Consider the following 14,474-nt stretch of genomic DNA (forward strand, 5'->3'; position numbering starts at 1 on the left):
CGTAGCTTGTGGGGAGCTGAATTGTCAACCGAGGAATTTCAGAAAGAGCAGGAATTCATCACCGGTCTCTACGCGCGCCTCGACGACCTGCGTGCGGAGGCCGAGGTCACCGTGCAGTCGGCGTTGACGCAGGTGGCGTCCGGCCAACAGGCGAAGCTGGAACGCGATGTGCTGGTGGCCGAGCAGTCCGGGCTGCTCGCCGCATTCAACGCGGGGGAGAGCGGGCTGTGCTTCGGGCGGCTCGACTTCCAGGACGGACGCCAGTACCACATGGGCCGTATCGGAATCCGGCAGAACGACGCCGACCGGACCCCTCTTGTCGTCGACTGGCGGGCCGACATCGCCCGCCCCTTCTATCTCGCGACCGGTTATTCCCCGATGGGCCTGCGCCGCCGCCGGCACATCACCACCGAGGGCCGCACCGTCACCGCGCTGCACGACGAGATCCTGGATCTCACCGACACCACCCGCACCGGCCACGAGGGCTCCGCCGCCGACACCGTGCTGCTCGCCGCGCTCGACGCGGCGCGCTCCGGCCGCATGCACGACATCGTGCAGACCATCCAGGCCGAGCAGGACCGCATCATCCGCGCCTCGCACCAGGGCGTCCTGGTCGTCGAGGGCGGCCCCGGCACCGGCAAGACCGTCGTCGCGCTGCACCGGGCGGCGTACCTGCTGTACGCGTACCGGGACCTGCTCGCCCGCCGCGGCGTGCTGATCGTCGGACCCAACCCGGCCTTCCTCGCCTACATCGGCGAAGTGCTTCCCTCGCTCGGCGAGACCGGCGTGCTGCTGGCGACCGTCGGCGAGCTCTTCCCGGGCGTCACCGCCACCGGCACCGACACCGCGGCCGCCGCCGAGGTCAAGGGCCGCTCCGCCATGGCGGACGCGCTCGCCCGGTACGTACGGGACCGCCAGACCGTGCCCGACCCGGGCATCGAGATCGAGCACGACGACGGCACGCTCGTGCTGGACCGGGCGATGGCCGAGGACGCCCGGGCCGCCGCCCGCCAGACCGGGCTGCCGCACAACCTCGCCCGCCCCCACTTCGCCTTCCGGATCATCGACGCGCTCACCGAACAGCTCGCCGACCGCATCGGCGCCGACCCGTACGGCGGCCCGAACTTCCTCGGCCCCGACGACATCGCCCAGCTCGGCAAGGCCGTCGCGCTCAGCGGTGACGTGCACGCGGTGATCGACACGCTGTGGCCGATGCTCACCCCGCAGCAGCTCGTCACCGAGTTCCTCGCCGAACCGGCCCACCTCGCGCACATCGACGCCGAGCTGATCCGACGCACCGGCGGCCCGTGGACCCCCGCCGACGTGCCGCTGCTCGACGAGGCCGCCGAGCTGCTCGGCGAGGACGACTCGGCCGCCCGGGCCGCCGAGGAGGCCGAGCGCCAGCAGCGCATCGCCTACGCGCAGGGCGTGCTGGACGTGGCGTACGCCTCCCGTACCTACGAGTTCGAGGACAAGGAGGAGCTCGACAAGGACGCGTCCGAGGTCCTGGGCGCGCACGACATCGTCGACGCCGAGCGGATGGCCGAGCGCCACGAGGAGGCCGACCACCGCAGCGCCGCCGAACGCGCCGCCGCCGACCGCACCTGGGCCTTCGGCCACATCATCGTCGACGAGGCGCAGGAGCTGTCCGCCATGACCTGGCGGCTGCTGATGCGCCGCTGCCCCACCCGCTCCATGACGCTGGTCGGCGACCCGGCGCAGACCGGTGACCCGGCGGGCTGCGACTCCTGGCGGCAGATCCTCGACCCGTACGTCGGCGACCGCTGGGAGCACACCCGCCTCGGCGTCAACTACCGCACCCCCGCCGAGATCATGCGGGTGGCCGCCGGGGTACGCCGGGCCGAGGACCCCGCGTTCGAACCGCCGGGCTCCGTCCGCTCCACCGGAGTACGGCCCCGGGCGCGCGCGGCGCGTGCGGACGACCTCGCCCGTACCGTCGCCGGCACGGTCGCGGACGAGGCACCCCAGGAGGGCCGGCTGGCCGTCGTCGCACCCGCCGCCCTGCACCCGGAACTCGCCGCCGCACTGCCCGGCGCGTCGTACGGCCCCACGCCCGACCTCACCCGTGACGTCGTGCTCCTCGACCCGCGCCAGGCGAAGGGACTGGAGTTCGACACCGTGGTCGTCGTCGAGCCCGGACAGATCCTGGCCGGGTCGCCGCGCGGAGCCAACGACCTGTACGTGGCGCTGACCCGCGCCACGCAGCGGCTCGCCGTCGTCCACACGGGAGCCCTTCCCGAATGCCTCCGGGAAGGGCTCGCGCGGGAGAGCGCCCAGACGGTCAGGCCGGCTTGAACCACACCGTCGCCAGCGGCGGCAGCGTCAGTTCCAGATGCGGCCGGCCGCCGTTCGCCCCGGCCGGCTCCGGCTTGAGCGGCTCGGCGTTGCGTACGTCGCTGCCGCCGTACCGGGCCGCGTCCGTGTTCAGGACTTCGGTCCAGGCCGGGATCAGGTCCGGTACGCACAGCCGGTAGCCCTGGCGCACCACCGGCGAGAAGTTGGAGACGGCCAGCAGCGGGCCGCTCTTCGCGTCGAAGCGCAGGAACGCGAAGACGTTGTCCTCGGCGGCGTCGCCCAGCACCCAGGCGAAACCGTCGGGGACGGTGTCCAGCTCCCACAGCGCGGGCGTGCCGGCGTACACCTGGTTGAGGTCGCGGACCAGGTCACGTACGCCCCGGTGGTCCGGCTCCGCCGAGTACGACGGGTCGAGCAGCCACCAGTCGGGTCCGTGCCCCTCCGACCACTCCGCTCCCTGGGCGAACTCCTGCCCCATGAAAAGGAGCTGCTTGCCGGGGTGCGCCCACATGTAGCCGAGGTACGCGCGGTGGTTGGCACGCTGCTGCCACCAGTCGCCCGGCATCTTGCTGACCAGGGCCTGCTTGCCGTGCACCACCTCGTCGTGGGAGATCGGCAGGACGTAGTTCTCGCTGTACGCGTACACCATCGAGAACGTCATCTCGTTGTGGTGGTACTTGCGGTGCACCGGCTCCTTGCTGACGTACACCAGCGAGTCGTGCATCCACCCCATGTTCCACTTGAGGCCGAAGCCGAGGCCGCCGCTGTCCGTGGGGCGGGTGACGCCGTCCCATGCGGTGGACTCCTCGGCGATCGTCACGACGCCCGGGTTGCGGCGGTAGACGGTCGCGTTCATCTCCTGGAGGAAGGCGACGGCGTCCGGGTTGTCACGGCCGCCGAACTCGTTGGGCGCCCACTGGCCCTCCTCGCGCGAGTAGTCGAGGTAGAGCATCGAGGCGACCGCGTCGACGCGCAGGCCGTCGATGTGGAACTCCTCGCACCAGTACGTGGCGTTGGCGACCAGGAAGTTGCGCACCTCGGGACGCCCGTAGTCGAATTCGAGCGTGCCCCAGTCGGGGTGTTCCGAGCGCCGCCAGTCCTCGTGCTCATAGAGGTTCGGGCCGTCGAACCGGGCCAGCGCCCAGTCGTCCTTCGGGAAGTGCGCCGGCACCCAGTCCATGATGACGCCGATGCCCGCCCGGTGCAGCGACTCGACCAGGTACCGGAAGTCGTCCGGCGTACCCATGCGGGCCGTCGGCGCGTACAGGCCGGTGACCTGGTAGCCCCACGAGCCGCCGAAGGGGTGCTCGGCGACCGGCATCAGCTCCACGTGGGTGAAGCCGAGGTCGGCGACGTACGCCGGAAGCTGCTCCGCCAGCTCGCGGTACGACAGCCCCGGCCGCCAGGACGCGAGGTGCACCTCGTAGACCGAGAACGGCGCCTGGTGCACGGGCCGGTCGGCGCGGTGCTCCATCCACTCCTGGTCGCGCCACTCGTGGTGCGAGGCCGTCACGATCGACGCGTTGGCGGGCGGGCACTCGGTGCGCCGGGCCATCGGGTCGGCGCGCATCGTGTGGCTGCCGTCGGGGCGCATGATCTCGAACTTGTACAGCGTTCCCTCGCCGACGCCGGGAACGAACAGCTCCCAGACACCGGACGAGCCGAGGGAACGCATCGGGAACCCCGTCCCGTTCCAGTAGTTGAAGTCGCCCGCGACGCGTACGCCGCGCGCGTTCGGCGCCCAGACGGTGAAGCGGGTGCCGCTCACGCCCTGGTGCGTCATCGGCTGCGCGCCGAGCGCCCGCCACAGTTCCTCGTGGCGGCCCTCGCCGATCAGGTACAGGTCGAGTTCGCCGAGGGCGGGCAGGAAGCGGTACGGGTCCTGCACCTCCAGCTCGTTGTCGGCGTAGCTGACGAGCAGGCTGTACTCCGGCGGCACCGCGTCCAGCGGCAGTACGCCGGAGAACAGCCCGTCGCCGTCGTCGTGCAGAGCGGTGCGGTGGCCGCCGGTCAGCACGGTGACGCCCCGGGCGAAGGGCCGCAGGGCGCGGAGGACGACCCCGGCCCCGTCGTCGGCCGGGTGGGCGCCGAGGAGCCCGTGCGGGTCGTGGTGGCCGCCGGCCAGCAGCCGGTCCCGGTCGCTGCCGCGCAGGGCCGGGCCGTGCGGCTCCGGCTCCGGTTCCCCGCCGGGGAGTGCGGGGGCGGCGGGCCCGGTGTCCTGGCCGGCCTTCGGCGCGGAGCCGGGAGGCCGGTCCGCGGGAGTGGTGGTCCGTCGCGACTTGGTGGCCTTGGCCGGCCTGGACGCCTTGGAGACGGCGGCCAGGGGTCCGCCGGACTCCGCGTCCTGCGCGGCCCCGGCGGCGGAGTCGGGAGCGGCGGCGGGCTGCGCGGCCTTGGCGGTCCTGGCCGCCCCGGCCTGCTTCGCGGCCCGGGCGGGCTTGCGCGGCGGCGGGGTCTCTGCGGCGGCCAGGGGCTGCGGAGCGTCCTGCGCCGCCTGCGCCGGCTCGACGGCCTCGGCCTGCTTCGGCGCCCGGGCGGACTTGGCCCGCTTGCGCGGCGGTACGGGCGGCGCGGACTCGGGCGGCGTGGGCACGTTCGGGGATTCGGCGGACTTGCGGGACGGTGGACGGGGGGTCACGGGTGCGGCCTCCTCGGGAGGATCCGGTCGGGTGGGGTGGACGGGGGGAGATGGGCTGGGCGTGGCGCGGGGGCGTGCGGGCCCGGTGGTCCGGCCCCGCGCCGCGGCCGCGGACGACGGCGCGCCGGCCCGTGCGCGGTCATGGCGTCGGCCCCGGGGTGTGGCCGGTGTCCGGGGGCGGGTCGGGGGCGCGGTGGCCGGTGGTGTCCGAGGACGGAGCGGGATGGCTGTGCGGGGGCGTCCCCGGGGGCCGGGTGGGGGCGCTGTGCCGCGCCGGGCCCGGGTGCGGTCCGGGGGAGCGGTGGGCCGGGATTCCGCCGCCGGGCCGCGCCGAGGCCAGGCGGTGGATGGCCGCCAGGGGGACCGGCAGCCAGTCCGGGCGGTGGCGGGCCTCGTAGAGGACCTCGTACACCGCCTTGTCCGTCTCGTACGCCCGCAGCAGCTCCGGTTCGTCCCGGGGATCGGTCCCCGACGCCTTCGCGTACCCGTCGCAGAACGCCTCCCGGCACCGCGTCGCCCACTCCGGTTCCCAGGGCTGGTGCGAGCGGGCCGCGTAGTCGAAGGACCGCAGCATGCCCGCCACATCGCGTACGACCGGCTGCGGGCGCCGTCGTTCGGCGAGCGGGCGCGACGGCTCGCCCTCGAAGTCGATGACCGACCACTCGCCGCCCGGCGCGCGGAGCGCCTGACCGAGGTGCAGGTCGCCGTGGACCCGCTGGGCGGGCCAGGCCCGTCCGGCCCGCCCCCGCGCCGCGAAGGCGTCGAACGCGGTGCGCAGCGCCGGGACGTACGGAACCAGCGCCGGCACCGCCTGCGCCGCCGCGTCGAGGCGTTCGGTCATCGCCGCGGCCAGCGCCTCCGTCTGCTGCCTGCGCAGCGTCACCGTCGGCAGGGCGACGGCGAGGGCGGTGTGCACCTCGGCGGTGGCCCGCCCCAGCGCCCGCGCGTCGGCGGTGAAGTCGTGGCCGGCGGCCAGGGCCCGCAGCGCGCGTTGCCAGCCGTCCTCGGAGCCGCGCAGGAAGGGCTGGAGCACCCCGAGGGTGTACGGCTCGTCAGGATCGTCGCCGTTGTCGGCCTCGTACCAGGCGACCGGCGCCGGCACCCGCTCACAGCCCTTGCGGGCGAGGGCTAGCGGCAGCTCCAGGTCGGGGTTGGAGCCGGGGCTGACCCGGCGGAAGACCTTGAGGATGAACGAATCTCCATAGACGAGGGACGAGTTGGACTGCTCGGCCCCGAGCGGCCTCGGTGTGAGGCCGGGCGGGATCACGGCCGACGGGTCGCGCTCGAAGCGCAGCGCGCCCGGCGAGCCGGTGGTGCGCAGCCGTTCCAGGAGCAGGGCGGCCAGCCGCGGGTCCAGCAGCGCTTCGTACACGGTGAGACCGGCCAGCGGTCCCTCCTGGACGTGCCCGATCAGGGCCTGCGCGAGCCGTGGCGGCAGCGCGGACCGTACACCGAGCAGCAGTTGGTAGCAGTCGGCGACCGGCGGCGCCGACGGGCCGTGGGCGGGCCCGGCGGGCTGCTGGACGCCGACCAGCAGGTGCAGCAGACCGGGCGCGCCCGTATCGCCAGGGGAGCCGCCCCGGGCCGGCAGCAACTCGGTGGCGGCGACGAGAGAGAACCCGGTGACCGGGCGTCCCTTGCCGGCGAACCACCGCTGCCTGGGCAGCCATTCGTGGAGCAGGGGCGCCAGTGAGGGGAGCAGCGCCGGGTGTGGAGCCGGCCCAGTGGCGCGGCGGGCGGCCGTACTCCGGGTGGATGCAGCCTCCGACATGGCATCGCGTCCTTTCCCCGGGCACACCACAGGATGCGCAGAGTGTCCCGGATTGCGACCGTAGCTGTCCGGGCGGTGCGTGGGGTTCTCCCCGCAGTCGAAACGCGGGGAGTGTCGGGTCGGGGATCGTCCGTACGGACCCGATATGACGGGATGAGTGCCCACGGCGGGGCGGGGGAAACCGCCCTGCCGCAGAAGGCACTTCAGGCGCGCTTGACCGGAGGCGGCGTGGCGTCCTTGCGCAGCCGGAACCAGTAGAAGCCGTGACCTGCGAGGGTCAGCAGATACGGCCATTCGCCGATGGCGGGGAAACGCACCCCGCCGATGAGTTCGACCGGGTGGCGGCCGTTGAAGGTCTGGAGATCCAGTTCCGTCGGCTGCGGGAAGCGCGAGAAGTTGTGGACGCACAGCACCAGGTCGTCCTTGTACTCGCGCAGGAACGCGATCACCGCGGGGTTGGTCGACGGCAGCTCGGTGTACGAGCCGAGTCCGAAGGCCGGGTTCTGCTTGCGGATCTCGATCATCCGCCGGGTCCAGTGCAGCAGCGAGGAGGGCGAGGTCATCGCCGCTTCGACGTTGGTGACCTGGTACCCGTAGACCGGGTCCATGATCGTGGGGAGGTAGAGGCGTCCCGGGTCGCAGGACGAGAAGCCGGCGTTGCGGTCCGGCGTCCACTGCATGGGGGTGCGCACGGCGTCCCGGTCGCCGAGCCAGATGTTGTCGCCCATCCCGATCTCGTCGCCGTAGTACAGGATCGGTGATCCCGGCAGCGACAGCAGCAGAGCCGTGAACAGCTCGATCTGGTTGCGGTCGTTGTCGAGGAGCGGGGCGAGCCGCCGCCGGATGCCGATGTTGGCGCGCATCCGCGGGTCCTTGGCGTACTCCGCGTACATGTAGTCGCGCTCTTCGTCCGTGACCATTTCGAGGGTCAGCTCGTCGTGGTTGCGCAGGAAGATGCCCCACTGGCAGTTGGACGGGATGGCCGGGGTCTTGGCCAGGACTTCCGACACCGGGTAGCGGGATTCACGGCGTACGGCCATGAAGATGCGCGGCATGACCGGGAAGTGGAAGGCCATGTGGCACTCGTCGCCGCCCTTCTTGAAGTCGCCGAAGTAGTCGACGACGTCTTCCGGCCACTGGTTGGCCTCGGCGAGGATCACGGTGTCCGGGTAGGACGCGTCGATCTCCTTGCGCACCCGCTTGAGGAAGTCGTGGGTGCGCGGGAGGTTCTCGCAGTTCGTTCCCTCCTCCTGGTAGAGGTAGGGAACGGCGTCGAGGCGGAAGCCGTCGATGCCCAGGTCCAGCCAGAAGCGCAGGGCGGAGATCATCTCCTCCTGCACGGCCGGGTTCTCGTAGTTGAGGTCCGGCTGGTGGGAGAAGAAGCGGTGCCAGAAGTACTGCTTGCGGATCGGGTCGAAGGTCCAGTTGGACGTCTCGGTGTCCACGAAGATGATCCGGGCGTCCTGGAACTGTTTGTCGTCGTCGGCCCAGACGTAGTAGTCGCCGTACGGCCCCTCGGGATCGGAGCGCGACTCCTGGAACCACGGATGCTGGTCGCTGGTGTGGTTCATGACAAAGTCGATGATGACGCGCATGCCGCGTTGGTGTGCGGCGTCCACGAACTCCACGAAGTCGGCGAGGTCACCGAACTCGGGGAGGACGGACGTGTAGTCGGAGACGTCGTAACCACCGTCGCGCAGCGGTGATTTGAAGAACGGCGGCAGCCAGAGGCAGTCGACGCCGAGCCACTGGAGGTAGTCCAGTTTGGCGGTGATGCCCTTGAGGTCGCCTACACCGTCTCCGTTGCTGTCCTGGAAGGAGCGGACGAGCACCTCGTAGAACACCGCTCGCTTGAACCACTCGGGGTCGCGGTCCTTGGCGGGCGTGTCCTCGAAGGTGTCGTGGACGGGCTCATTGACGATCATGATGTGGGTGACCCTCCGATCGGCGGGGACGGTCGCAGGACGACGATGTGCGCGGGCGTACGGCCCGGCTCGAGGCGCACATAGTTGGTCCTGCCCCAGTGGTAGGTCTCACCGGTGAGCTCGTCGCGCACCGGGACGGAATCGGACCATTCGAGGCCGAGTTCCGGCATGTCCAACGAGACCGTGGCCTCCTGGGTGTGGTGCGGGTCGAGGTTGACGACCACCACTACGATGTTCGAACCGGAGCGCTTCGAGTACGCGATGACCGCGTCGTTGTCGGCGTGGTGGAAGTGCAGGTCGCGCAGCTGCTGGAGCGCCGGGTGCCGGCGGCGCACCCGGTTGAGCGTGGTGATCAGCGGGGCGATGGTGCGGCCCTCGCGCTCCGCCGACTCCCAGTCGCGCGGGCGCAGTTGGTACTTCTCCGAGTCGAGGTACTCCTCGCTGCCCGGCTTGGCGGGGGCGTTCTCGCACAGCTCGTAGCCCGCGTACACGCCCCACGAGGGCGCCAGGGTCGCGGCGAGCACCGCCCGCACCTCGAAGGCGGGACGGCCGCCCTGCTGGAGGTAGGCGTGCAGGATGTCCGGGGTGTTCACGAAGAAATTGGGACGCATGTACGAGGCGGCGTCGCCGGTGAGCTCCGTGAGGTACTCGGTCAGCTCCTGCTTGGTGTTGCGCCAGGTGAAGTACGTGTACGACTGCTGGAAGCCGATCGCGCCGAGCGTGTGCATCATCGCCGGGCGGGTGAACGCCTCGGCGAGGAAGATCACGTCGGGGTCGGTGCTGTTGATCTCCGCGATGACCTTCTCCCAGAAGACCACCGGCTTGGTGTGCGGATTGTCGACGCGGAAGATCCGTACGCCGTGGCTCATCCACAGCCGCAGCACCCGCAGCGTCTCGCTGACCAGCCCCGGCATGTCGGCGTCGAACGCGACCGGGTAGATGTCCTGGTACTTCTTCGGCGGGTTCTCGGCGTACGCGATCGAGCCGTCGGCGCGGTGGTGGAACCACTCCGGGTGCTCCTTGACCCAGGGGTGGTCCGGCGAGCACTGCAGCGCGAAGTCCAGCGCGATCTCCATGCGCAGGTCCCTTGCGCGCGCGACGAAGGCGTCGAAGTCCGCGAAGGTGCCGAGGTCGGGATGGATCGCGTCGTGGCCGCCGGCCGGCGAGCCGATCGCCCACGGCACGCCGACGTCCTTGGCGGTCGCCGACAGGGTGTTGTTGGGGCCCTTGCGGTGCGTGGTGCCGATCGGGTGGATCGGCGGCAGGTAGACCACGTCGAAGCCCATCGCGGCCACGGCGGGCAGCCGCTCGGCGGCCGTCTTGAACGTCCCGCTCTTCACCCGCCCCCGCTTGTCGGTACGGGCGCCCTCCGAGCGCGGGAAGAACTCGTACCAGGACCCGAACAGCGCGCGCTCGCGCTCGACGCGCAGCGGCATCTCGGGCGAGGACGTCACCAGCTCGCGCAGCGGGTGGCGGCCGAGCGCGGCGTCCGCCTCCGCCTCCAGCGCGGCGGCGAGCCGCTCGGCCGGCGGCCTCGCGGTGTCGCGCAGGGCGTCGACGGCGGCCAGCACGGCTTCCCGGCCGTCCTTCTTCGGCACCCCGGACGCGGCCCGCTCGTACAGCTCCGCGCCCTCCGCGAGCACGAGCTCGGTGTCCTGGTCCGCCGCGATCTTGATGCGCGCGGTGTGGCGCCAGGTCGCCACGGGGTCGGACCAGGCCTCGACGGCGTACGTCCACTGCCCCTCGGCGGTGGGCGTCACACGCGCACCCCACCGGTCGGTGCCCGGCGCGAGTTCGCGCATCGGGGTCCAGGGGCCTTCCCGGCCCGCCGGGTCACGCAGGACGACATTGGCGGCGACGGCGTCGTGGCCCTCGCGGAAGACGGTGGCGGTGACTTCGAACGTCTCACCGGCCACCGCCTTCGCCGGCCTTCTGCCGCAGTCGACGGAAGGACGTACGTCCAGGACAGGAATGCGACCGATCATGGGCTCACCTGGGGGCTGTGCGGCCGCGGACGAGCGCGGCTCGCGTTCGGGGGCTTTCTTGGGGTCTGTCCTTTTTATCTGCTCCGTTGGCGACTGGCGGGGTGCGGGCATCACCGCTCCTGTCCACGTTCACTCGGGTGGACCGACTTGGGCCGACTTGGGGCACACGGGCATGCGTACCGGAGGAGCCTTCCCTCGTACTCCGGGTGCGCAATCCGGCGCTTTGTTAACTACCGCCGCGTAAACGGTCCGAAAAGAAACGGCCCCGCCTTTCGGGCGGGGCCGTTCCGTCTCGCGGTGTCCGTCAGATGTGCTTCGCGGTCAGTTGTTCACCTGGAGCAGGAGGTTCGGCGAGCCGATGCCCCCGCCCTTGACCTTGCCCTTGACCGCCTTGGCGGTCAGGGCGGCGCTGACCTGCGCCGGGGTGGCCGACGTGTGGCCGGCCAGGTAGAGCGCCGCCGCGCCGGCCGTGTGCGGGGCCGCCATCGACGTACCGGAGATCGTCTGCGTCGCCGTGTCACCCGTGTTCCAGGCGGACGTGATGGACGCGCCGGGGGCGAAGACGTCCAAGCCCGGGCCCCAGTTGGAGAAGCTCGCGCGCGCGTCCTCGACATCGGTCGCGCCGACCGTGACCGCTTCCGCGACACGGGCCGGCGAGTACAGCTTCGCCGGCAGCCCGTCGTTGCCCGCCGCGACCGTGTAGGTGACGCCGGACGCGATCGAGTTGCGTACGGCGGCGTCCAGCTGGGCGTTGGCCCAGCCGCCGAGGCTCATGTTCGCCACGGCCGGCTTCATGGCGTGCTTGGTCACCCAGTCGATGCCCGCGATCACCTGGGACGTCGTACCGCCGCCCTCGCTGTCGAGCACCCGTACGCCGACGACCTTGGCCTTCTTCGCGACGCCGTACTTGGCGCCGGCCACGGTTGCGGCCACGTGCGTGCCGTGGCCGTTGCCGTCCTGGGCGTTCGCGTCGTTCTGGACGAAGTCCCAGCCGCTGCTCGCCCGGCCGCCGAAGTCCTGGTGGGACGTGCGGATGCCGGTGTCGATGACGTACACCCGCACGCCCGTGCCGCCGCTGTCCGGGGACGAGTACGACTTGTCCAGGGGCAGGGCGGGCTGGTCGATCCGGTCCAGGCCCCAGACCGGGTTCGTCTGGGTCTGGTCCAGCCACACCTTGGTGTCCTGGACCACGGCCGCGACGTTCGGGTCGGCCGCGAGGCGCTTGGCCTCCGCCTCGTCCGCCTTCACCGCGTAACCGTTGAGCGCGGTGCTGTACGTGTGCTTGATCGTCGCTCCGTACTGGCGCGCCAGCTTGCTGCCGGCCGCCGAGGGAGCCTTGATTCCCCCCGATCCCGTTTTGAGCGTGACGATGTAACTGCCGCCGACCGAGCCGGGTGAACCGGCTCCCAGTATTCGCCCCTCGGCCGGGGCGGCCTGCGCGGGAAGCGTGACGGCCGAAAGCACCGCTGCCGTGGTGACAGCGGTGACGGCCCCCGCGAGGCGCAGGCGTGAAATGCGTGTTGGTGCCATGTGCTGGGTCCCCTCCTCAACTGGGCGCACTGTATGCGGAGCCGGTCCGGCCCTGGCCGCCGGTCCCCCGTAGCGCTGCCGCAGACGCCTGCGGGCAGCCTCTCGTGCGCTGTGAGGCACTACAAGACCCCACGGGCGACGGGAATGGGCCGCCCGCCCGGTGAGGGCATTGAGGAGGTGATTACCCAGGTCGTTCGCAGATCGTCCAGATCTAGGAGGCCGCGGCCGTGTCGTCCGACCAGATCTGCCACGGCTGCCTGGCCACCCACTCGTCCACCGGCGCCGGCCGCACGGACAGCGCCTCGGTGGATCCGCCGTCGTCGGCCGCCATCAGGTCGGGGCCCGCGCCGCTCGCCATGTAGTGGTAGATCCCCGCCACCCCGGCCGCCGCCTCCGGGCCGACGGCCCGCGCGAGACCCTCCTCGAAGACGTGCGGCGCCAGCGGCACGTAGCGCACGTCCCGGCCCAGGCCCCGCGCGAACGCCTCCGCCAGCTCGTCGCCGGCCAGGCTCCGCGCGCCGCCGATGTCCAGGGTGCGCCCGGCGACGCCGTCCACGGTCAGCGCCGCGTACACGGCCTCGGCGAGGTCCCGGTGGGAGATCCAGGCCACCGGGGTGTCGGCGGGCAGCGGGTAGGCCAGTACGCCGTCCTTCGCCAGTGCCGGGCCGTTCCACGGGCTGAAGAGGTTGTCGAGGTAGACCGGCGGCCGCAGCACGACCAACTCCACCCCGCTTCCGCGCAGGCTCTCCCGCAGCACCGTCTCCGCGAGCCGGCGGGTCTCGAAGGCCGCCACATGAGTGGAGGACTCCGGGACGCGGGTGTTGGAGTTGTACACGAGTCTGCGCACGCCGGTCTCACGGGCGGCGTGCGCGATGTTGCGCGCGTACGTGCCGACCGTCTCGGCGTCGTACACCAGCGGCATCACGACCGAGGCGTGCGTGGCGCGCTCGAAGAGGTGGCGTACGTCGTCGGCGTTCGCGAGGTCGCCGGAGACGAAGGCGGTTCCCGCGACCTGGGGGCGCTCGCTGTCGGGCTTGCGGGTCAGGGTGCGGATGCGGTGGTTGCGCTCGGCCAGCAGACGGGCCGTGGCGCCCCCCTGGAAGCCGGTCGCCCCCACGACCGCCACGCGCATCGGAATCTGATCGGACATGGGTGTGTAGAGCCCTTCGATAGGGTGAGGCTGTCGCCGGGAACGGCCTCTCCAGGCTGGCGGCGGGGGCTTCGGCCGATCAATTAACAAACCGGGGCGAGGGTTGAGGGATCGTCCAATGGACGCGATGGAACGAGAAGCCGACGAGGGCGACGACCTGCTCAGCGAACTGCTGAAGCCCCTGCGTCTGACCGGCGTCTTCGACAGCCGCTGGCACGTGAACGCCCCCTGGGCCATCGAGGGCGACGCCGAGCAGAGCTGCGCCGTACTCCACTACATCGTCGAGGGCGGATGCTGGATCAGCGGTGAGGGCCAGACCCCGCTCGAACTGAACGCGGGCGACCTCGCCGTCTTCCCGACCGGGATCGCGCACCGGCTCTCCGACCGGCCGGACCGGCAGGGGGTGCCGCTGCGCGCCGTGCTGCCCGAGCGCCAGCCGGGCACGTCGGGCGAGATCAGGATCGAGGGGAAGGGGCCGGAGAGCCGGTTGCTGTGCGCCGGGCTGCACTACGACGCGAGCGCCGCCACGGGCCTCTACAAGGCGCTGCCGTGGGCCCTGGTCCTCGACGGGCCGCAGGTCGCCGCCGAGCCGCTGCTGCGCGACACGCTGCGGCTGCTCGCGGCGCCGGACCGGCCGGTGGGGCCCGGCGACCGGCTCATCACGCTGCGCGCGTTCGAGATGGCGCTGGTGCTCGCGCTGCGGCCGCTGCTGCGGGAACTGGCCCACAACCCGGCGGCGCTGCCGGTGCTGCGGCACCCCGGGATCAGCCGCGCCATGGTGATCATCGCGACCCGGTTCGCGGAGCCGTGGACCATCGAGTCGCTCGCCCGCGAGGTCGGGATGTCCCGGTCGGCGTTCACCGCCGCCTTCCGCAGCCTCGTCGGGGACGCGCCGGCGCGCCATCTGACGGGGCGGCGGATGCAGGAGGCGGCGCGGCTGCTGGGGGAGACGACGGTGGCGCAGTCGGCGGTGCCCCAGCGGGTCGGCTACCAGAGCTCGGTGGGCTTCCATCTCGCGTTCCGCAAGTGGTTCGGCACGACGCCGGGCGAGTACCGGACGGCGGCCGGCGTGGCGTAGGGCCGGGCGGGTGCGCGGACCGGCGGGGCTGGAGCGGTTCTCCGGCCCCGCCGGCGTGTGGGGCGACGGCCCGGCAGACAG

8 protein-coding genes are annotated in these 14,474 nt (G+C 72.0%); 2 read left to right on the forward strand and 6 right to left on the reverse strand.

Features of this window, described 5'->3' with window-relative positions; all coding sequences use genetic code 11:
- Positions 1 to 21 precede the first annotated feature (21 nt).
- Complete coding sequence (locus IE185_RS06850; protein ID WP_138896068.1) at positions 22 to 2,316, forward strand: HelD family protein; 2,295 nt, start codon at positions 22 to 24, stop codon at positions 2,314 to 2,316.
- On the opposite strand, the gene glgB is transcribed toward IE185_RS06850, so the two are convergent.
- From glgB to IE185_RS06880, 6 genes are all read right to left on the reverse strand, one after another.
- Entirely contained in the window at positions 2,303 to 4,954 is a 2,652-nt protein-coding gene (gene glgB, locus IE185_RS06855) for a 1,4-alpha-glucan branching enzyme (RefSeq protein ID WP_373303697.1), read from the reverse strand. The two genes, IE185_RS06850 and glgB, sit on opposite strands and share 14 nt — an antisense overlap.
- A gap of 139 nt (positions 4,955 to 5,093) precedes the next feature.
- Positions 5,094 to 6,725, reverse strand: a complete 1,632-nt coding sequence (locus IE185_RS06860; protein WP_189714809.1) for a maltokinase N-terminal cap-like domain-containing protein — start codon at positions 6,723 to 6,725, stop codon at positions 5,094 to 5,096.
- A gap of 203 nt (positions 6,726 to 6,928) precedes the next feature.
- Positions 6,929 to 8,650, reverse strand: coding sequence for a maltose alpha-D-glucosyltransferase (gene treS, locus IE185_RS06865; protein WP_138894518.1), 1,722 nt, complete (start codon positions 8,648 to 8,650; stop codon positions 6,929 to 6,931).
- Positions 8,647 to 10,635: an alpha-1,4-glucan--maltose-1-phosphate maltosyltransferase gene (locus tag IE185_RS06870; protein WP_170198270.1), complete on the reverse strand. Its 1,989-nt coding sequence runs from the start codon at positions 10,633 to 10,635 to the stop codon at positions 8,647 to 8,649. The genes treS and IE185_RS06870 overlap by 4 nt, the downstream gene beginning before the upstream one ends.
- Positions 10,636 to 10,956: 321 nt before the next feature.
- Positions 10,957 to 12,165 carry a S8 family peptidase gene (locus tag IE185_RS06875; RefSeq protein ID WP_138894516.1) on the reverse strand — a complete coding sequence of 403 codons (1,209 nt, stop codon included), beginning with the start codon at positions 12,163 to 12,165 and terminating at the stop codon, positions 10,957 to 10,959.
- 211 nt (positions 12,166 to 12,376) lie between these two features.
- Complete coding sequence (locus tag IE185_RS06880) at positions 12,377 to 13,315, reverse strand: SDR family oxidoreductase (protein ID WP_189714811.1); 939 nt, start codon at positions 13,313 to 13,315, stop codon at positions 12,377 to 12,379.
- 127 nt (positions 13,316 to 13,442) lie between these two features.
- Here IE185_RS06880 and IE185_RS06885 point away from each other — a divergent pair, with 127 nt between their 5' ends.
- Positions 13,443 to 14,393, forward strand: coding sequence for an AraC family transcriptional regulator (locus IE185_RS06885; protein ID WP_373303698.1), 951 nt, complete (start codon positions 13,443 to 13,445; stop codon positions 14,391 to 14,393).
- The last annotated feature ends 81 nt before the right edge of the window (positions 14,394 to 14,474 follow it).

The organism is Streptomyces chryseus, from assembly GCF_014650755.1.
GTDB classification, from domain to species: Bacteria; Actinomycetota; Actinomycetes; order Streptomycetales; family Streptomycetaceae; genus Streptomyces; species Streptomyces chryseus.